The sequence below is a fragment of the Rahnella sp. 2050 genome, from assembly GCF_040544515.1.
Taxonomy (GTDB): domain Bacteria; phylum Pseudomonadota; class Gammaproteobacteria; order Enterobacterales; family Enterobacteriaceae; genus Rahnella; species Rahnella aceris.
In genome coordinates, this window is record NZ_JBEPKE010000010.1 from 23,217 (window position 1) to 43,130 (window position 19,914).

Genomic DNA, 19,914 nt, shown 5'->3' on the forward strand with positions numbered 1-19,914 from the left:
GTTTGCTAATGGCAATATTCCTCGACTGGTTTTGGATTGGACGGGATTTATGGCCTGTTTTTCTTGCCTGACGCAGCTTGAATGACTTCTAATTCAGCTTCTGGGAAAAAACATGTCAGTGAAGTTTTTATAACTCGATAATTTTATTGGATTTATTTTAAAATGGAGTTCGTCAATGATTCAACTCGACACCTACGGCACCTTGGTTGCCGCCACGTTGGTGCTCCTTTTAGGACGGAAATGCGTCCAGTCGGTCAAATTCCTCAAAAAATACACCATTCCTGAACCCGTTGCCGGTGGTTTGCTGGTCGCTTTATTGTTACTGATCGCCAACCAGATATTCGGCTGGGAAGTCGGTTTCGACATGTCTTTAAAAGAGCCACTGATGCTGGCATTTTTTGCCACGATCGGTCTTAACGCCAATCTGGCAAGTCTGCGGGCAGGCGGTAAATCGCTGTTTCTGCTGGTGTTTGTCGTCGTGGGCTTACTGCTTTTGCAAAATGCCATCGGTATCGGAATGGCGAAAATGCTCGGGCTGGATCCGCTGATGGGGTTGCTGGCGGGGTCGATTACCCTTTCAGGTGGCCACGGCACCGGCGCGGCATGGAGCAAGCTGTTTATCGAGCGTTATGGCTTTGAAAATGCGACGGAAGTCGCGATGGCTTGCGCAACTTTTGGTCTGGTGCTCGGCGGTATTATTGGGGGGCCGGTAGCGCGCTATCTGGTCAGCCATTCTTCCACCCCCAACGGAAACCCCGAGGATATGGTCGATCCGAGCGCATTTGAGAAACCGTCGATTGGCAGGATGATTACACCACTGGTGATGGTTGAAACCATTGCCCTGATCGCGATTTGCCTGATGGCAGGGACATATACCGCCAGTCTGTTGCAAGGCTCGGCATTTGAAATCCCAACCTTTGTCTGCGTGCTCTTCGTTGGTGTGATCCTGAGTAATATGCTGGCATGGCTCGGTTTTTATCGTGTCTTCGACCGTGCGGTATCCGTGCTGGGTAACGTCAGTTTGTCACTGTTCCTTGCCATGGCATTGATGAGCCTTAAGTTGTGGGAGATGGCGGCACTCGCCTTGCCGATGATGGCGATTCTTATCGTTCAAGCCCTCGCGATGGCGCTTTACGCGATTTTCGTGACTTATCGCGTGATGGGGAAAAACTACGATGCGGCGGTATTGGCGGCAGGACACTGTGGTTTCGGGCTGGGTGCCACCCCGACGGCCATTGCCAATATGCAGGCGATCACCAACCAGTTTGGCCCTTCGCATCTGGCGTTTCTGGTGGTGCCGATGGTGGGCGCATTCTTCATCGATATCGCCAATGCGATTGTGATTAAACTCTATCTGATGCTGCCTGTATTCCCGGCTATCAGCTAAAAAAACAGGCACAGAAACATCGCTTCTGTGCCTGACTATTCCTTCCCGTCGGGTTTATTGTGCCGCGTCCGCCTTCTCAGTGAACACCTGTTCGGCCTCAGCGGCTTTTTCCTGCGTCAGTAACTGCTTCTCGTAGACTTTGAAGAATGGATAATAAATTACCATCGACAGTGCCATCAGCAGGATAACCAGAACCGACACTTTGAAATCCCAGCCCATCGCCCAGGCCGCCCCGATCGGTGCCGGCGATGTCCAGGGGACCAGTGAAATCATATGCGGGAGCAGATCCGTCGATACGGCCAGATAGGCGATAACGGCATTGACCATCGGTGCCAGCAGGAAGGGGATGAAAAATACCGGATTCATGACGATAGGTGTGCCAAAAATCACCGGCTCATTGATATTGAAACAGCTTGGCACCAGACTGAGTTTCCCCATGGTGCGCAGATGCGCTGACTTACTGCGACAAAACAGCAGCACCAGTCCCATTGTCGCGCCGGACCCGCCAATCACGATCAGGAAATTCCAGAATGCCTCGGTCATGATGTGCGTCATGGGTAAACCGGCAGCGAGATCTGTCTGATTCAGGCCGAGATTGGTTAACCAAAAAGCCTGCAACATGCCAGATACAATGGCCGAGCCATGAATGCCGGCGAACCACAACAGGTGGCAAATCAGCACGGCGAGAAGTACAGCAGGCAGTGAGTCTGCGGCAGAAATCAGGGGTTCGAACAGCGCCATAATCGCCTGTGGCAGCAACATATCAAACCCTGACTGGACCAGTAAGCTCAGCGGGAAAAGTGTAATCACCACGGCCACAATCGGGATCAGTAAATCAAACGAATGCTTAATGTTTGAAGGTACCTGTTCGGGTAAACGGATACCGATATTGTATTTTTTCAATAACCGCGTCAGTTCGGTGACATAAATCGCCACCAGAATAGCCGTAAAGATCCCCACGCCGCCCAGCGCCGTCGTCGACATCTTTTCATCAATCTGCGGTGCGGCGACCAGCAGGAAAGACATCAGCGCCAGCATTGCGGTCATGAACGGGTCTAGCTTGTAACTTCTTGCCAGATTGTAGGCAATCGATGCCGAGATGTAGATGGACATAATGCCCATCGTCATATTGAACGGCGTCAGGATCTGCACTTCATATTTTGCCGAGAGCGCCAGCCAGCTTCTGGCGAAGCCCCATGAAGATTCGGGCGAAAATGGCGGGTGAACAAAAACCAGTAAAAACGAACCAACAATCATAAAGGGCATTGCTGAGATGAAGCCATCACGCACTGCCATGACATGTCGCTGTGAGGATAATCGTGCGGCGAAGGGGCTGATTTTCTGTTCTATAAAAGTGAAGAGGGATTGGCTGATACTCATGATGATTTGGCCTTATGTTGAGGACATCAGACAGGGTTGCCTTAATTATCATCAGTGTAGTGACGGGAGGTGAAACCGGTTACCGGCTTTTCCCCACTCTGTGAAGGTTATCAAATAACCAGTGCGGAGAGTGGTTTTGGGGGCACATTAGGGAAAAGAGAAGAGAATATGTTGGAAAAAAAACATCCTTTTTAATAATGTTTTGATGAAGTGAATGAGCGAAAAGAGAGATCAGGCGTTGGTGTAACGGACTCTTTCTGGCAGCCAGCGCTCAATCAGAGCTTTGGCATGATCAGGGAATTGTTGCTGCAGATAACGCGCAATGCGCTGTACATCCGGGATCATCGCCTGATCACGTAATAAATCAGCGACTTTAAATTCAGCGCTGCCGGTCTGGCGCGTGCCCAGTAGTTCACCCGGCCCGCGGATTTCCAAATCCTGCTGTGCGATAACAAAGCCATCGTTGCTGTCGCGTAAAACCTGCAAACGTTTCTGCGCTGTTTTGCTGAGCGGCGTTTTGTAGAGCAGTACACAGTGAGAAGCAACGGCACCACGTCCAACGCGCCCACGTAACTGGTGCAACTGCGCCAGCCCTAAACGCTCCGGGTTTTCGATAATCATCAGGCTGGCATTCGGTACGTCAACGCCGACTTCAATGACAGTCGTTGCCACCAGAAGCTGCACTTCACCCTGTTTGAATGCCTGCATAACGGCCTGCTTTTCCTGGGCTTTCATACGACCGTGAACCAGTCCAATATTCAGCGCCGGGAGTGCCTCCTTCAGGCCTTCCCATGTGGCTTCAGCGGCCTGCGCTTCCAGCATTTCCGATTCTTCAATCAGCGTACACACCCAATAAGCCTGACGATTTTCCTGCTCGCAGGCACTTTTGACACGGCTGATAATGTCACTGCGGCGGGTGTCCGGAATGGCGACAGTAGTCACCGGCGTGCGGCCTGGCGGGAGTTCGTCGATCACAGAGGTATCAAGATCAGCGTAAGCCGTCATTGCCAGTGTGCGTGGGATCGGCGTGGCGGTCATGATCAACTGATGTGGATGGAAGCCCTGTTGCAGACCTTTTTCCCACAACGCCAGACGCTGATGCACACCGAAACGGTGCTGTTCATCGATAATGACCAGCGACAGTGACGAGAACAAAACCTGTTCCTGGAAGATAGCGTGCGTTCCCACCACCATCGACACCTGTCCGCTGGCGATCGCATCCTGCTGTGCCTGCCGGGCTTTACCCTTTTGTTTGCCCGCCAGCCAGCCGACCTGAATACCCAGTGGCTCAAACCACTGACGGAAATTATTGGCATGCTGTTCGGCCAGCAATTCTGTCGGCGCCATTAATCCGACCTGTTGGCCCTGAGCAATAGCGCAAAGTGCGGCGAGGGCGGCTACCAGCGTTTTACCTGATCCCACGTCGCCCTGCACCAGACGCATCATGGGATAACTTTTTGCCAGGTCCTGTTCAATTTCTGCCACAACCCGTGCTTGCGCACCGGTCGGGCTGAAAGGAAGCGACGCGAGGAACTGATTTTTCAGGCGGTCGTCATGATGCAACGGCAGAGCTTTATAACTCTGCGTACCGGCGCGGACAGCCAGCATACTGAGATTATGTGCCAGAAGTTCTTCCATAATCAGGCGGCGTTGAGCCGGATGATGACCTTTTTCAAGGTCTGCAAGCTGGATATCTGGCGGCGGGCGGTGCAGCAAATGCAGCGCCTGAGGAAGCGGGATCAGCGAACGACTCAGTTCCTCTGGCAACAGTTCGGCGACAGGTACGGTGTCGAGCAGTTCAAGTGCCTGATCCGTCAGTTTACGCAAGGTCGCCTGGCGGATACCTTCCGTTGTCGGATAAACCGGCGTCAGTGATTCCTGCAGAACGACTTCGCTGTTTTCACCCTGAATGCGGTATTCCGGATGAATGATTTCAGCACCGATCGTGCCGCGTTTGATTTCACCATAAGCGGTAACACGGCGACCTGTTGCCAGGCTGTTTTTCATCGCGGCGTTAAAGTTGAAGAAGCGCAACGTCGCCATGCCAGTGCCGTCACTTATCTGACAGGTCAGCATTCTGCGGCGGCCAAAACTGATATCACTACGCAACACTTCGCCTTCTATGGTGGCGAAAATGCCGGGCTGTAAATCATTGATGGTGTAAAGGCGGGTACGATCTTCATAGCGTAAAGGAAGATGAAGCAGTAAATCCTGAATAGTTTCAAGGCCGAGTTTGGCGAGCTTGTCTGCCTGACTGGCTCCGACGCCGGAAAGCGACGTCAGCGGGATGGCGTCGAGCAGGCGGCCTTTCATCTTTTTTTGACCGTCATTTGCATCGCCGACCACCATTCATCATCGGCAATGATTTGCCCGTGATCGTCAATGAAAGGGCGGGGAAGCTTCTTTCGCTTCGCCACATTGGACAGAACGGGATAGCCGCCTTCAAACAGCAGTCGCTGCTGTTCCTTCTCGCTCAGCAGACTGCTGTCGCGGCGATACATACCGGCGTTTTCGCGCTGGCGCTGTGCTTCGTACAGGATAAGCGCCGAGGCAACGGAGACGTTCAGAGATTGCACCATACCGATCATCGGAATGATGATATCGCTGTCAGCCAGCGCTAACGCTTCAGGTGTGATACCGGTTTTCTCCTGACCCAGCAATATGCAGGTCGGGCGGGTGTAATCAATCGCGCGGAAGTCGACGGCTTTCTCTGACAAGTTGGTTGCCAGGATTTGCATGCCCTTCGCCTTCATTTTGGCGACGGCATCCTGAATGGTTTTGTGTGTTTTGACCTGAACCCAGCTGTTGCTGCCTGCCGCCGAAGAGACCAGTGTCTTCATTCGGGTTGTAGGCCAGACAGCGTGGATTTCGTGAACGCCGACGGCGTCTGCCGTACGGATGACGGCAGAAACGTTATGTGGTTTATGCACCTGTTCCATACAGACCGTCAGGTCTGGCTGTCGGGCCGCAAGCATTTCGCGGATGCGGGCATAACGTTCTGGGGTCATAACAATCAGTTTCGGTTGCGGGTAACTTTGATGACGTCCGGCATGATACGGATTTTACGCATGATATTCGCCAGATGAACGCGATCGCGGGTCGTCAGGCGGATAAAAGCGCTGTAGACGCGACCGTCTTTTTCTTCGGTGCTCAGATTCTGAATGTTCGACTGCGCGGCATTAATTGCAGCGGTCAGGTTCGCCAGTGCGCCCTGATGGTTGAACATATCAACTTTGATTTCAGCGATAAATTCCTGATCAGTTTCCTGGTGGTTATCCCAGTCAACGGCCATGAATTTCTCAGGTTCTTTCTGATAACCGCGAATATTACGGCAGGATTCATGATGGATCACCAGCCCTTTGCCCGGACTGACGTGGGCAATAATCGGGTCACCCGGAATCGGACGGCAACATTTCGCGAAGGTGATCAGCACGCCATCTGCGCCTTTAATCGGCAGATTACGGGTACCTGACGATGCCATTGAAGACTGGTCACCCATCAGGTTTTTGGCAACCACAACGCTCATGGCATTGCCGAGACCGATTTCCGCCAGCAGGTCATCCATCGCGGCGAGCTTCATACGATCCAGCTCGTTTTTGATGTTTTCCGGCGGAATGTCTGACAGTTTTTTACCGGCACCCAGCGCATGATTCAGCAGGCGACGGCCAAGTGAAACCGAATCATCACGTTTCAGGTTCTTCAGCATCTGGCGAATTTTGGCGCGTGCACGTGAGCTGACGACAAAGTTCAGCCAGGCTGCATTCGGGCGGGCGCCCGGTGCGGTAATGATTTCGATAGTTTGTCCGCTGGTCAGCGGCTGCGAGAGCGGATACGGCTGGCGGTCAACGCGCGCGCCAACGCAGGCATGGCCGATATCGGTATGCACAGCATAAGCAAAGTCGACCGGTGTCGCGCCCGCAGGCAATTCGACGATACGACCTTCCGGCGTAAAGACGTAAATCTCGTCCGGGAACAGATCCGATTTCACGCTCTCAATAAATTCAAAGGAGTTGCCTGCACTTTGTTGCAGCTCAAGCAGACTCTGTAACCAACGCTGAGCACGGATCTGTGCGGTGGTACTGGTTTCACTGTTCTCTTTATAAGCCCAGTGAGCCGCAACCCCCATCTCCGCCATCTGATCCATATCTTCCGTACGGATCTGTACTTCAACCGGCACACCATGCGGACCGATTAGTGATGTATGCAAAGATTGATAGCCGTTGGCTTTTGGGATGGCGATGTAATCTTTAACCCGACCCGGACGCGGTTTGTACAGGCTATGTGCCTGTCCTAACACGCGATAACAGGTATCGAGTTCTTTAACGATCACCCGGAAGGCGTAGATATCCATAATAGAATGGAAACGCTGTTCCTTCAGGTGCATTTTGCAATAGATAGAATACAGGTGTTTTTCGCGACCACTGACACGGCACTGAATGCCGGCTTCGGTTAAACGGCCTTCAATCTCAGAGAGGATTTTCTGGATCATCTCTTTACGGTTACCACGCGCAGCTTTCACCACTTCTTTGATGACGCGATAACGGTTTGGATAAAGGGCTTCGAAGCCCAGCTCTTCGAGCTCGGTTTTCAGGTGATGAATACCCAAACGGTGTGCCAGCGGGCTGTAAATTTCCAGCGTTTCACGGGCAATGCGGCGACGTTTGTCCGGGCGTAAAGAGCCCAGCGTGCGCATGTTATGAGTACGGTCAGCGAGTTTGATCAAAATGACGCGGATATCTTGCACCATCGCCATGACCATTTTGCGGAAGTTTTCCGCCTGCGCTTCTTTCTTATCACGGAATTTCAGCTTGTCTAACTTTGAAACGCCTTCAACCAGCTCAGCAACGCTTTTGCCAAACAGTTGTTCCATGTCCTGGTAAGTTGCAGGCGTGTCTTCGATAACGTCGTGTAATAACGCCGCCATCAGAGTCTCATGATCGAGCCTCATTTCAGCCAAAATACATGCCACGGCCACCGGGTGAGTAATATACGGCTCACCGCTGGAACGTGTTTGCCCCTCGTGCGCGTCCCGCGCCACGAGGTAAGCCTGCACGAGGCGCTTAATTTGCTCCTCCGGCAGGTATTTTTGAATCAGTTGATTCAGGCTTTCAAAGATATACAAGTGAGATCCGTTTCGTTAATTAACGACGGCCTTCAGCGATGGCAGTCACTGCCTGAATCTCTGCGGCTTCCTGCTCCTGTTGCTCCTGACGGTCACGAACGTCGAGGATCTGATTGGTGATCAGGCCTTCTTCGATTTCGCGCAGGGCAATTACAGTGACTTTATCGTTTTCTTCAGCGACCAGTGGATCTTTACCACCAGATTGCAGCTGGCGTGCGCGACGAGCAGCCACCAACACCAGGTCAAAACGGTTACCAATTTTTTCAACAGCGTCTTGAACAGTTACGCGTGCCATATATGTGCTACTCCACAGGGTGACGAAAGACTGGGCATAATACTGAAAGTGACTTCAGTCTGCCAATAGTTTGGTGATTAATCCGTCATGACGGAGCCGCTGACGGCTCAGACGCAGACGTTCAGCGCGAATAATGGTTTTTAAATCCGATAAAGCCAGATCAAAATCATCATTCACAATTAAATAGTCGTATTCGGCAAAGTGTGTCATTTCAGCTACGGCTTGTGCCATACGTTTTGCGATAACGGCTTCGCTGTCTTGCCCGCGGCCACGCAGGCGACGGTCTAGCTCATCTTTCGATGGCGGTAAGACAAAAATACTGCGTGCCTGCGGCATTTTTTTCCGAATTTGCTGCGCGCCTTGCCAGTCGATATCCAGAAAAACATCCACACCCGACGCTAAAACCTGCTCAATGGTTTCACGCGAAGTCCCGTAATAGTTACCAAAAACTTCTGCGTGTTCTAAAAAGGCATCACGTTCAATCATCTCGCGAAACGCTTCTTTGTCGACAAAGAAGTAATGCTCGCCATCTTTCTCGCCCGGACGTATAGCTCGGGTCGTATGAGAAATAGAAACCTGTGTGTCGTAGAGCGGTTGTGTTTTAAGTAAAGCCTGAATCAGACTTGATTTGCCTGCTCCACTAGGGGCGGAGACAATATATAGCGTGCCTTGAACCATGATGACGTTTCAACTGAATGGGTTGATAGGAAGTATGCGAAGAGTGATCTCTCGCACAGTATACACGCTCGCTGCATTCGGTGCAGCGCCCAGACGTATTTCATCGCAACTTTGCCAGAGAAAATAGCCTTTCCTGACAGATTTACGTGCCGCATTCCAAATTTTTCCTTCGTTGCAGCAACAGATGAAATAACCAGGAAGGTATCTCGCAAGAAGGGGTTATGCCACTGGCAGGAAAAATTACACCGGCGTTTACTTGCCTTCACAAGGAGGTGCCAATGCGCCAGTTTATTTTTCTCATCTGCCTGTTCCCTTTTGCTTTCTCTGCTTACGGTAAGAATATGCCGTCGCCAGACTGCCCTGTCTGGCCATCAGAACGCCTGACACAGGAAACCCACCATCTCACCGCTCAGCTGACCCAGTGGGATGCAGCCTACCATCAGTCTGGCAGCAGCCCGATAGAAGATTCGGTCTATGATCATTTGCGTCAGAAACAACGTCTCTGGCTACAGTGTGCCAGCCAGCCGGTGCCTGAACTAACAGTGCCAGCGAGTGATGATGCTGAATTTACGCATCCGGTGGCTCATACCGGCCTGCATAAAATGAAAGATAAACATGCTGTCGCAAACTGGATGCAAGGGCGAAAGAATCTGTGGGTGCAGCCCAAAATCGATGGCGTGGCGGTGTCGCTGATTTACCGTTATGGGCAGCTGGCCGCACTGGTAAGTCGTGGCGATGGTGAGAAAGGACAAAACTGGACGGTAAAAGCCGCGTCAATTCCGGCGATCCCGCTGCATATCCCGGACATGAGCCCTGAGTTGATATTACAGGGCGAGCTTTATCTGTTGATGACCGGTCATCAACAAAGTGCTGATGGCGGGATGAATGCAAGATCAAAAGTTGCGGGTGCAATGATGCGTGCTTCTGCTTCTGCTTCTGACCTGCTGAAGCAGACGGGTATTTTTATCTGGTCATGGCCGGATGGACCCACGCTTATGGCTGACCACCTGGAGAAGCTGAGCCAGTTCGGTTTTCCGGTTGTGGCTCAGTTCACGCATGCGGTGAGCGCTGTCGAAGATGTGGAAAAGTGGCGTGAAGACTGGTTTCACCAGCCTCTGCCTTTTGCGACGGATGGTGTGGTTGTTCGTCAGCAAGAAGAGCCTGCCGGGAAATACTGGCAAAATAAACCCGCAGTCTGGGCGGTTGCCTGGAAATATCCGCCCGCCAGAGAGCTCACCGATGTCACGGGTATCACCACCACCACAGGACGAAGCGGGAAAGTGACCGTTATCCTCAACCTGAAGCCCCTGAGGCTGGACGATAAGTTAGTCAGTAAGGTGAGTGTGGGATCGGTTAGCCGGTTCAGACAATGGGATGTTCTTCCTGGCGATCAGGTCGCTGTCGCGCTGGCCGGACAGGGGATCCCGCGCCTTGATGAAGTGACATGGCGGGTAAGTAAGCGTACGGAAATGCCTTTGCCTGAACCAACGCGCTATAACGCACTTTCCTGCTTTACGCCTGAACCGGGCTGTATGCAGCAGTTTCTCTCACGTCTGATCTGGCTTAGCGGGCCGGAAGCGTTAGATATGGCGGGGTTCGGCGGGGCCACATGGCAAAAGTTACTGGATGCTTCCCCGGCGGATTCTCTGATCAGTTGGTTAAGCTTTAACGAGAAAGAGCTGGCTGCGGTTCCGGGTATCGGTGTTAAACAGGCGCAAAAACTGATGGCGCAAATTCATCTTGCACGCGAAAGGAGCTTCCGGCGCTGGCTGTCAGCAATAGGATTTCCTTCTTTTGCCTTGGGATTTGCAGAACGCCAGCAAAGCTGGAACAGGTTGAAACAGCTGACGTCTCGCGACTGGGAAATGACTGAGGGGATCGGGAGAAAGCGGGCCGCTCAGGTTTTTGATTTTATTCATCATCCGGACGTCGAGATTTTGACCGAAGCTCTGAGGCAGGCGCAATTGCCTGCATTCCGCTAACGGGCTACAGGAAGGACGCATTAGTGGTCCGAATGCGGGTAATTAAACACAGGCAATCCAAGGCGAAAACGCAGCGCAATAAGACGCGCGGTAAAGCCGATCAGTAACGTGATAATAACCACCAGATTGTGGGGCAGTGAGAAATATTGTAGCCCGATGTAAACCCAGGCTGAGGCAAATGACACGCCGGCATAAATTTCTTTCTGAAAGACCAGCGGGATCTGATTACACATCATGTCCCGCAGCACGCCGCCAAAAACACCGGTAATGACCGCACAAACCGAAGCAATGATAGCGCCATGTCCCATATCGAGGGCCACTTGTGTCCCGATAATGGAAAACACCACCAGCCCCACGGCATCAAGCACTAAAAAGAGCTTTCGCAGATGTTGCATTAAAGGAGCCAGCCAGGTGGTCATTAGCGCGGCCACAGCCACAATCACGATGTACTCCGGATGCTTAACCCATCCCAATGGGTAATGCCCTAAAAGCATGTCGCGAACAGAACCGCCGCCAATGGCCGTCGCTGCAGCAATAATAATGACGCCAAAGGAGTCCATTTTCCGACGTCCGGCAGCCAGAGCACCGGTCATGGCTTCTGCGGTGATCCCAATAATATAAAGAACGGTGAGTAACATGGATGTGCGCCAGACAAATCAGTCAGTGAGGAAACGGTAGCCGCGTAGAGTAATGAGTTTCCCATTAGCTGGCGACTGAGTTTTTCTTTTACATGGCTTTTAACATTACTTTATCTAATGCTGATTTCTCTCGTGTCAGCCATTACTAAAGGGTAAGAGAAAATGTTGCATTATTTTAGATTAGAAAATTGGTGATTACTCGTTTGTTTTGACGGTGCTTTTCCATTTATCCATGACGCCGTTTTTTATCAGAGGTGAATTTTCTTCGCTTATAGGTTACGATTAATTAAAATCGTCACTCATTGACGCACGGCTTAATTGTTTAATCTGCCCGGAGGAGTGTATGAAGCCCGATATTCCGGTTGCGTTAACACAGCGTGGACCTGCCGAGCACGAACGGCGTGAACAAATTATAGATGCGGCATTCGAGCACTTTCGTCTTTATGGCTATGCCAAAACGTCGGTGGCGGATCTTGCCAAGTCGATTGGCGTTTCAAGTGCTTATATTTATAAGTTTTTTGAGTCTAAACAAGCTATTGGCGAAGCCATTTGCTCGCAGCGGGTGGGGCAGATAGATGAAGCGCTCATGGTGATTGCGCAAAGTGACCAAAGTGCGACTCTGCGCCTGAGATCTATTTTTAAAACGCTGCTGACACGTAGTCTGGATCTCTTTTTCCTGGACAGGAAATTACATGATCTGGCCGCGATAGCCTCAGCTCAGCGATGGAAATCCACATTAAATCATCGTGCTATGATATACAGCATTGTTGAGAAAGTGGTTGCCGACGGCCGGGAATCCGGTGAATTTGAGCGTAAAACGCCGCTGGATGAGGTTTGTATGGCGATCACCACGGTGACAACCCCCTTCTCGCATCCGTTATTGCTGGAACAAAAAACACCTGAACAACTGGAAGAACGCGTTCAGGCAATCACCAGCCTGGTGTTGCGTAGCCTCGCAAAGTAGGCACAATAAAATTTTGGGTTACGGGTTTACAAAAACGTAATTCGTCACATACTGTCAGGCTTTATTATCCAGAAACCCGTTTCTGGCCGGTTCATGTAATCGCCTGCAGAAACTTACGTCTTATACAGACAGAGAGGAATGTTTTATGACTCATCGTCGAGTGGTTATTACCGGCATGGGGGCTGTGAGTCCTCTGGGCTGTGATATCGAAACTATCTGGAAGCGTCTGCTGGCCGGTCAGTCTGGTATCCGAGTTTTGCCGGAAGAGATTGTTGAAACGTTGACTGTGAAAATTGGTGGTCAGGTACAAACTAAAGAACAGGACCCTGAGTCAGGATTCGATCCGGATATGTTCGTGGTACCGAAAGACCAGAAAAAAATGGACCGTTTCATTCTGTTTGCGATGGCTGCTGCGGATATGGCTATTGCTGATGCCGGCTGGAAAGCAGAAACGCAGGAACAGCAGGAACGTACCGCAACAATCATCGGTTCTGGTATCGGCGGCTTCCCGGCTATTGCCCATGCCGTGCGCACCAATGACAGCCGTGGCGCTAAGCGTTTGTCGCCTTTCACTATACCTTCATTCCTGGTGAATCTGGCGTCTGGCCAGGTTTCGATTAAACATCAGTTCAAAGGCCCGATTGGCGCACCGGTAACGGCTTGCGCGGCAGGTGTTCAGGCGATTGGTGATGCAGTGCGTTTGATTCGCAATGACGAAGCCGATGTTGCGCTTTGTGGCGGCGCAGAAGCGGCGATTGATACCGTGAGCCTGGGCGGTTTTGCTGCAGCGAAGGCCATGTCTACCGGTCATGAAGATCATCCGGAAAAAGCCTCCCGTCCGTTTGACAGCGCGCGTGATGGTTTCATCATGGGCGAAGGCGCAGGCATGCTGGTGATCGAAGAGCTGGAACATGCGAAGGCACGTGGCGCCAAAATTCTGGCTGAGATTGTCGGTTACGGCACCAGCGGTGACGCCTACCACATGACGTCCGGTGCGGAAGATGGCAACGGTGCGGGCCGCGCGATGAAAATCGCCCTGCGTCAGGCGGGTATTCAGCCATCAGACGTGCAACATCTGAATGCTCATGCCACGTCTACGCCGGTGGGTGATCTGGGTGAAATCAATGCGATTAAAACCCTGTTTGGCACTGACGGCAAACTGGCTGTTACGTCTACCAAATCTGCGACCGGACACTTGTTGGGCGCGGCTGGTGGGCTGGAGACGATCTTCACCATTCTTGCCGTACGTGACCAAATCGTTCCTCCGACGCTGAATCTGGAAAACAAAGACGAAGCGGCTGCCGGTCTGAACATCGTCGGTAATACTGCGCAGAAACATGACATCACCTATGCCTTATCAAACGGTTTCGGCTTCGGTGGCGTTAATGCCTGTGTATTGTTGAAACGCTGGGAAGACTAATTTCTTTCTTCGCTGACGCATAAAAAAACGCCTCGGATTTTATGACCGGAGGCGTTTTTTATTATGCGGGGGGGAGAGGATTTACTCGATGTTCTGAATTTGCTCGCGCATTTGTTCGATCAACACTTTCAGCTCGATGGCTGACGTCGTGACATCAGCATTGATAGATTTAGATGCCAGTGTGTTCGATTCGCGGTTAAATTCCTGCATCATAAAATCAAGACGACGGCCCACGGCTTCTTCTTTCTTCATGATTTTATGTGTTTCTTTGACGTGCGCTTCAAGTCGGTCCAGCTCTTCAGCTACATCGACACGCTGCGCCATTAGAACCAGTTCCTGCTCCAGACGGGTATTTTCCAGCTGAACCTGCGCATCTTCCAGTTTGCTGACCAGGCGCTCGCGCTGCCATTGCAGAATATTTGGCATCTGGGCGCGGACTTTTACCACTTCTGCACTCACACCGTCGAGACGCTGTTCGATCATCGTTTTCAGTGCGGCACCTTCGCTTTCGCGTGCGCTGATGAAATCGTCCAGTGCTGTTTCCAGCGCCAGCAGCAACTCGGTGCTGATGGCATCCAGATCCTGTTCTTCAGCCAGCATCACGCCCGGCCAGCGCAGGACTTCCAGCGGATTAATTTCGCCTTCATCACTTTGCATTTTCACCCATTGCGCGGCTTCAACCAGCTGTTTCGCCAGTTTTTCATTGAGCTGCAACGTGCTTTGTGCGCCCGGATCGAGATCAAAACGCAGATTACATTCGACTTTACCGCGGGTAAGCCGGGCGCGAATGCGCTCACGGACAACCGGCTCCAGGCTGCGGAATTGCTCGGGCAGACGGATGTAGGTTTCGAGATAACGTTGGTTTACCGAGCGGAGTTCCCACGCTGCGCTGCCCCAGTCACCCTTAATTTCGCGTCGGGCATAAGCGGTCATACTTCTGATCATGTATGCGTACCTGTTAATGTAAAGATGCAGCGATTATAGCCGTGCCATGCCAGTCATGATAGGTATAACCTCCTGAAGTCCGTATCCCCGTCACCCTTCAGGCTGCCTCTGCGTTGGCGTCGTTTACTCATTCCGGTCGCTTACGTGAGTAAGCTCGCGGAGTTCATTCACTTGCCGCCTTGATGCAACCTGAATGTTTTTGGGTATAATGCGCAGCCAAACATGATTCGTGACCCGGAGAAGTATCCATGCGTCCAGCAGGCCGAAATGCACAACAAGTGCGCCCCGTAACACTGACCCGCCATTACACTAAACACGCTGAAGGTTCCGTGCTGGTGGAGTTTGGTGATACTAAAGTGCTATGTACCGCGACGGTGGAGGAAGGTGTTCCGCGTTTTCTGAAAGGTCAGGGACAAGGTTGGATCACCGCGGAGTACGGCATGTTGCCGCGTTCTACCCATACGCGTAATGCGCGTGAAGCCGCAAAAGGCAAGCAAGGCGGTCGTACTCTGGAAATTCAGCGTCTGATTGCCCGTTCCCTGCGTGCTGCGGTGGATCTGAAAAAGCTGGGTGAATTCACCATTACGCTCGACTGTGATGTGTTGCAGGCGGACGGCGGCACGCGCACTGCGTCCATTTCTGGTGCTTGCGTTGCTCTGGCGGATGCACTGAATGCGCTGGTAGCTGCAGGTAAACTGAAAGCTAATCCGATGAAAGGCATGGTTGCAGCGGTTTCCGTAGGCATCGTGAAAGGCGAAGCGCTGTGTGATCTCGAGTATGTCGAAGACTCAGCGGCAGAAACCGACATGAACGTGGTGATGATGGAAGATGGCCGCATGATTGAGGTGCAGGGCACCGCAGAAGGTGAGCCATTCAGCCACGAAGAGTTACTCGGTTTACTTGCTCTCGCCAGAGGGGGCATCGACACTATCTTCCAGGCGCAGAAAGCGGCGCTGGCGGAATAATTTTTTAAGGCGACTGAGAAGTCGCCTTTTTTATGGCCTGCGGGCTGACAATAAGAAATAAGACGTTATAGAGGAGACCATCAATGAAAGCCTATCAGCGCCAGTTTATTGAGTTCGCACTGAACAAACAGGTTTTGAAATTCGGTGAATTTACCCTGAAGTCCGGGCGCATCAGCCCTTACTTCTTCAATGCTGGTCTATTTAATACTGGCCGTGATCTGGCGTTACTGGGACGTTTTTATGCCGAAGCATTGGTGGATTCCAAAATTGATTTCGATTTAGTGTTTGGCCCGGCTTACAAAGGTATTCCAATCGCGACGACCACCGCGGTTGCACTGGCTGAGCATCATGAGCGCGATGTGCCATACTGCTTTAACCGCAAAGAAGCCAAAGACCATGGTGAAGGCGGCTTGCTGGTCGGCAGCCCTTTGCAGGGGCGTGTCATGCTGGTCGATGATGTGATCACCGCCGGTACTGCCATCCGTGAATCGATGGAAATCATCAACGCGAACAAAGCCACTCTGGCTGGCGTATTGATTTCTCTGGACCGTCAGGAACGTGGACGCGCAGATATCTCCGCTATTCAGGAGGTTGAGCGCGACTATCATTGCAAAGTGATTTCAATTATTACGCTGGCCGACCTGATTGAGTATCTGGAAGAAAAGGCGGAAATGGCTGACCATCTGGCTGCTGTGCGGGCTTACCGGCAGGAGTATGGTGTTTAATATCGGGTAAAACCTCAAAGGCAGGGATGTCATGACACAAACTGAAGCCGGCAGCAAAGAATGGATGCCTTCGCGGGCGGCAGAGTTTTTCTGTCGCCAGACGGAGCGTCTGGTCAAAAGCGGTAGCCTGACGCCGGCCGCATGTCAGCGTATTTATGACTTTTGTGGCGTCCGGCCGGGTTATCCCGAATGGCAGAAATTTCTGGTTCCCTTACTCTCCCTGCTGGGTCTGTTATCACTGGTGGCCGGTGCCGTATTCTTTGTAGCCTGGAACTGGGCAGATATGCCAAAGATGGCAAAATTTGCGCTGGCCGAGTTACTGATCGTTGCGCTTGCCGTCGTCGTCTGGTGGCGCTGGTATGACGGGATTGCACGCAGTGCCTTGCTGGCTGCGGGTCTCGGCTTTGGTGCTCTGTTTGCCCTTTATGGCCAGATTTATCAGACGGGTGCCGACAGTTGGGAGCTGTTCAGGGCCTGGCTGTTTGTTTTCCTGCCTTTAGCCTTAATCGCCCGACAGAACAGTCTGTGGTTCTGCTCCTGGTTACTTGCCAATCTGACGTTTCAGCTCTATTACGCCACGGTGTCTATGTCCCTGATGGACAGCGCCGTATTCGACGGTCTCGACTATTTCCCCACAACTGCGCTCTACAGCTATCTGATTGCGCAGACGTTGTGCATGATCATTCGCGAAGTTCTGGCCATGCGGGTCATTAAGCACAATCCCCACTCCTGGCTTGCCAGCCGCTGGTTTTCCCGGGTGATGGCTGGTTTCCTGCTGTTAGTGCTGACTTGCATTGTTGCCGAAAATATATCCGGTTGGGGATACGATACCCCTCACCCCTTTGTCACCGCCTTATGGCTGGCAGTCTTAGTGGTGAGTTACTTCTTTTATCGTTATCGCTATCCTGATCTCTGCATGCTGACTCTGGGAACCGCCAGCGCAGCGGCAGTGGGATGTGTGCTGATCGTGCAGATGTTCGACAGTTCTTACGATATTGGCGGCCTGTTTATGCTGGGCTCCCTGATGGCTTTATGGCTGGCGGGATGTGGCGCCCTGATGCTCTACTGGCGGCGTAAACTCTATGAGAGCCAGCCGGTCGAGGTTTCTTCCACGGAAATGGCAGTGCTGACGGAACAACTACGCCGAAATGATTTGCTTAGTCAGGTGCAAATTGAAGAGATTCAGCAATACGATCACTCCTCTCATCTTCCCTGGTACCTGCGACTGACACTGGGTATCGGTGGCTGGGTCGCCGCGATGATTATTTTATTTCTGCTGATTCTGGTGCTGTATGTTGTCGACCTGCTCAATGACCCCAATGCAGCCACGGTGATTATCCCTTCTCTGCTCCTTGCAATTGTCGCGGGTGGGCTTTTGCGCATGCAGGGCGTGAGTAAGCATCATATCGGGCTGGCATGGGCGATAGCCGCGACCTGCGGCCTCTGTTTTGGTTTCTATCTTCTCTTTGAACCTGACTGGGAAATGTCCTTCCTGGTGGGCTCGCTCTGTTCATTACCGGTGCTTGCGTTGATGGCGCTGGCAATGCGCGATCGTACTTTCCGCTTTATGGCGATAACGGCGCTGACATTTTTGCTGATCCTTTCCGGCAATTTGCTGACAGGGATGTATTTACCGCCGGTCACCCGTTTTTGGGCGGTTTCAGCGCTGGTTACTGTCATTGTGATTTTCTGGCTGTGGATTATCAGAGAACAAATTAACTTAAAAGCCACATCATGGGCTGAGGCTGTTTTCCCCCTCCTCTGGGGTATTCCTTCCGGCCTGATATTGCAGTGTTTTTCCGCCATTAACACCTCGCTTCTCTTCGATGTTTTCTGGCGGCCAGCGGGGTATTTTCCTCTTTCGGGAGGAACTGGCGCAGGCATTGCCGCAGGTTTAGTACTGGTGTGTTTGTATCAGACTGTTGTGAAAAAGACGCCATCAGCAATGCTGTATCTGGTGGCGGCGGTTGTGTGTGGCGTCGCAGCCTTTTATGCGCCGGGAATTGGCCTGGGGCTGTGGCTATTACTGATGGCGCGTTATCAGGGAAATCAGGGGGTTTTAGCCGCGAGCGGCTGTTTCCTCGCGCTGTATGTTATCGACTGGTATTACTTCCTCGGCGTCAGCTTATTACAGAAATCCCTTCTGATGTTTGTCACAGGCGTGGTGTTGCTGGCGCTGGCCTTTGCAGCCAAAAAACTGATCCCCGTGCGTAAGGAGGAAGCTTATGCAAACCCGTAATCTGAGGAAATGGCTGTCAGGAGTAGTGATACTGCTGGCACTGATCGCAGTGAATGCGGGTATCTGGCAAAAAGAGCAGGTGCTTAAACAGGGCGCGGTAATGATATTGCAGCTTGCGCCGGTTGATCCGCGTTCTTTGATGCAGGGGGATTACATGGCTCTCAATTATGCCATCACGCGATCTTTGCAAGAGGAGTTATACCAGCAACGTCAGGGTTGTAATTCTCTTCCACAGACGCCTTGTTTTCCTGTTAGTGGCAAAATTATTGTGGCAGTTAATGAGCACCGGCAGGTCACTCAGGCGCGGTTTGATAGTGGTGACCTGCTGAAGCCCAATGAATTACGGGTTAACTATCATATGAATGCCGGAACGCTGATGGTGGGAACTAATGCGTATTTTTTCCAGGAAGGACAAGGTGAACGTTTCGCCCGTGCACGTTATGGTGCATTTCGGGTAGGTGATGACGGCACAGCGTTACTGACCGCGATGCTGGATGAAAATGGGAAAATGATTCAGCCATAATATGAAAAAAGGGCCTTTCGGCCCTTTTTAGATTTGACGTTTGTCCCTGCGCGTTTATTGCAGCTGAGCAGAGATAAGTGGCCAGCGGGTATCGAAGTCCTGAGTCGGTTTGTACTTGAATTCAGAGCGTACAAAACGTGACAGCATCCCTTCGCAAAATGCCAGTAACTGGCTGGCGAGTAGAGTTTCATCGCTGATGAATCCGCTGCCTTCACGCATTTTCTTTTCCCGCAGTACCTGACGCAGTTGCGCTTCAATCCGCTCGAAAAGTTGGTTGATGCGGCCCTGCAAACGGTCCTGTTCAAACATCAGGGCATGGCCGGTCATAATACGGGTCAATCCCGGATTACGCTCGGCAAACCCTAAAATCAGCAGCAAAATCAGACGTATTCTGTTTAGCGTATCCTTTTCATCCTGCAGGATGAGATTGATACGGGTGATCAGACTGTCTTCGATAAACTCAATTAAGCTGTCAAACATCCGCGTTTTACTGGGAAAATGACGATAAAGAGCTGCTTCTGAAACCCCCACGCTGGCGGCGAGCTTTGCAGTCGTGATCCGCTGGCTGCCGTCGCTGGACTGAAGCATTTGCGCTAATGCCTGCAAAATCTCTTCGCGCCTGTTCCTTTTTGTCGTTTCTTTCTCTGCCAT

At 51.9% G+C, this 19,914-nt stretch carries 17 protein-coding genes; 8 read left to right on the forward strand and 9 right to left on the reverse strand.

Annotated elements, in window-relative coordinates:
* Window positions 1–175: 175 nt before the first annotated feature.
* Window positions 176–1,387, forward strand: a complete 1,212-nt coding sequence (gltS, locus tag ABIC79_RS23260; RefSeq protein WP_037035567.1) for a sodium/glutamate symporter — start codon at window positions 176–178, stop codon at window positions 1,385–1,387.
* A 54-nt stretch (window positions 1,388–1,441) separates the two neighbouring features.
* Here the strand turns inward: gltS and ABIC79_RS23265 are convergent, their stop codons facing one another.
* The 6 genes from ABIC79_RS23265 to gmk all read right to left on the reverse strand — a co-directional run bounded on the left by ABIC79_RS23265 (window position 1,442) and on the right by gmk (window position 8,862).
* Window positions 1,442–2,767, reverse strand: coding sequence for a PTS cellobiose transporter subunit IIC (locus ABIC79_RS23265; protein WP_013577643.1), 1,326 nt, complete (start codon window positions 2,765–2,767; stop codon window positions 1,442–1,444).
* Between the two features lie 231 nt (window positions 2,768–2,998).
* The gene (gene recG / locus ABIC79_RS23270; RefSeq protein WP_013577642.1) at window positions 2,999–5,080 is read right to left on the reverse strand and encodes an ATP-dependent DNA helicase RecG; all 2,082 of its coding nucleotides are present in this window, start codon (window positions 5,078–5,080) and stop codon (window positions 2,999–3,001) included.
* Complete coding sequence (gene trmH, locus ABIC79_RS23275; RefSeq protein ID WP_013577641.1) at window positions 5,077–5,775, reverse strand: tRNA (guanosine(18)-2'-O)-methyltransferase TrmH; 699 nt, start codon at window positions 5,773–5,775, stop codon at window positions 5,077–5,079. The genes recG and trmH overlap by 4 nt, the downstream gene beginning before the upstream one ends.
* A gap of 5 nt (window positions 5,776–5,780) precedes the next feature.
* Window positions 5,781–7,889 (reverse strand): bifunctional GTP diphosphokinase/guanosine-3',5'-bis pyrophosphate 3'-pyrophosphohydrolase, encoded by a 2,109-nt coding sequence (gene spoT, locus ABIC79_RS23280; RefSeq protein WP_013577640.1) that lies wholly within the window; start codon window positions 7,887–7,889, stop codon window positions 5,781–5,783.
* Between the two features lie 19 nt (window positions 7,890–7,908).
* Window positions 7,909–8,184, reverse strand: a complete 276-nt coding sequence (gene rpoZ, locus ABIC79_RS23285) for a DNA-directed RNA polymerase subunit omega (RefSeq protein WP_013577639.1) — start codon at window positions 8,182–8,184, stop codon at window positions 7,909–7,911.
* A gap of 54 nt (window positions 8,185–8,238) precedes the next feature.
* Window positions 8,239–8,862, reverse strand: a complete 624-nt coding sequence (gmk, locus tag ABIC79_RS23290; protein WP_013577638.1) for a guanylate kinase — start codon at window positions 8,860–8,862, stop codon at window positions 8,239–8,241.
* A 278-nt stretch (window positions 8,863–9,140) separates the two neighbouring features.
* Between gmk and ligB the strand changes: the two genes are divergently transcribed.
* Window positions 9,141–10,844 (forward strand): NAD-dependent DNA ligase LigB, encoded by a 1,704-nt coding sequence (ligB, locus tag ABIC79_RS23295; RefSeq protein WP_112197354.1) that lies wholly within the window; start codon window positions 9,141–9,143, stop codon window positions 10,842–10,844.
* 20 nt (window positions 10,845–10,864) lie between these two features.
* On the opposite strand, the gene ABIC79_RS23300 is transcribed toward ligB, so the two are convergent.
* Complete coding sequence (locus ABIC79_RS23300; RefSeq protein ID WP_013577636.1) at window positions 10,865–11,482, reverse strand: trimeric intracellular cation channel family protein; 618 nt, start codon at window positions 11,480–11,482, stop codon at window positions 10,865–10,867.
* A gap of 343 nt (window positions 11,483–11,825) precedes the next feature.
* On the opposite strand from ABIC79_RS23300, the gene ABIC79_RS23305 reads away from it, so the two are divergent.
* Window positions 11,826–12,446, forward strand: coding sequence for a TetR/AcrR family transcriptional regulator (locus tag ABIC79_RS23305; protein ID WP_013577635.1), 621 nt, complete (start codon window positions 11,826–11,828; stop codon window positions 12,444–12,446).
* Window positions 12,447–12,591: 145 nt separating this feature from the next.
* Window positions 12,592–13,866: a beta-ketoacyl-ACP synthase II gene (fabF, locus tag ABIC79_RS23310; protein WP_013577634.1), complete on the forward strand. Its 1,275-nt coding sequence runs from the start codon at window positions 12,592–12,594 to the stop codon at window positions 13,864–13,866.
* Between the two features lie 81 nt (window positions 13,867–13,947).
* Here the strand turns inward: fabF and ABIC79_RS23315 are convergent, their stop codons facing one another.
* On the reverse strand, window positions 13,948–14,811 hold the full coding sequence (locus ABIC79_RS23315; RefSeq protein WP_013577633.1) for a YicC/YloC family endoribonuclease: 864 nt from the start codon (window positions 14,809–14,811) through the stop codon (window positions 13,948–13,950).
* A gap of 248 nt (window positions 14,812–15,059) precedes the next feature.
* On the opposite strand from ABIC79_RS23315, the gene rph reads away from it, so the two are divergent.
* The 4 genes from rph to ABIC79_RS23335 all read left to right on the forward strand — a co-directional run bounded on the left by rph (window position 15,060) and on the right by ABIC79_RS23335 (window position 19,263).
* The gene (gene rph / locus ABIC79_RS23320; RefSeq protein ID WP_013577632.1) at window positions 15,060–15,776 is read left to right on the forward strand and encodes a ribonuclease PH; all 717 of its coding nucleotides are present in this window, start codon (window positions 15,060–15,062) and stop codon (window positions 15,774–15,776) included.
* Window positions 15,777–15,859: 83 nt separating this feature from the next.
* Window positions 15,860–16,501, forward strand: a complete 642-nt coding sequence (pyrE, locus tag ABIC79_RS23325) for an orotate phosphoribosyltransferase (protein ID WP_037035354.1) — start codon at window positions 15,860–15,862, stop codon at window positions 16,499–16,501.
* A 31-nt stretch (window positions 16,502–16,532) separates the two neighbouring features.
* Window positions 16,533–18,740 (forward strand): DUF4401 domain-containing protein, encoded by a 2,208-nt coding sequence (locus ABIC79_RS23330; protein ID WP_354568635.1) that lies wholly within the window; start codon window positions 16,533–16,535, stop codon window positions 18,738–18,740.
* A complete protein-coding gene (locus ABIC79_RS23335) occupies window positions 18,727–19,263 on the forward strand; it encodes a GDYXXLXY domain-containing protein (RefSeq protein WP_354568637.1) in 537 nt (178 codons plus the stop codon). Before ABIC79_RS23330 ends, ABIC79_RS23335 begins: the two co-directional genes overlap by 14 nt.
* A gap of 54 nt (window positions 19,264–19,317) precedes the next feature.
* Here ABIC79_RS23335 and slmA read toward each other — a convergent pair whose 3' ends face one another.
* Window positions 19,318–19,914, reverse strand: a complete 597-nt coding sequence (slmA, locus tag ABIC79_RS23340; protein WP_013577628.1) for a nucleoid occlusion factor SlmA — start codon at window positions 19,912–19,914, stop codon at window positions 19,318–19,320.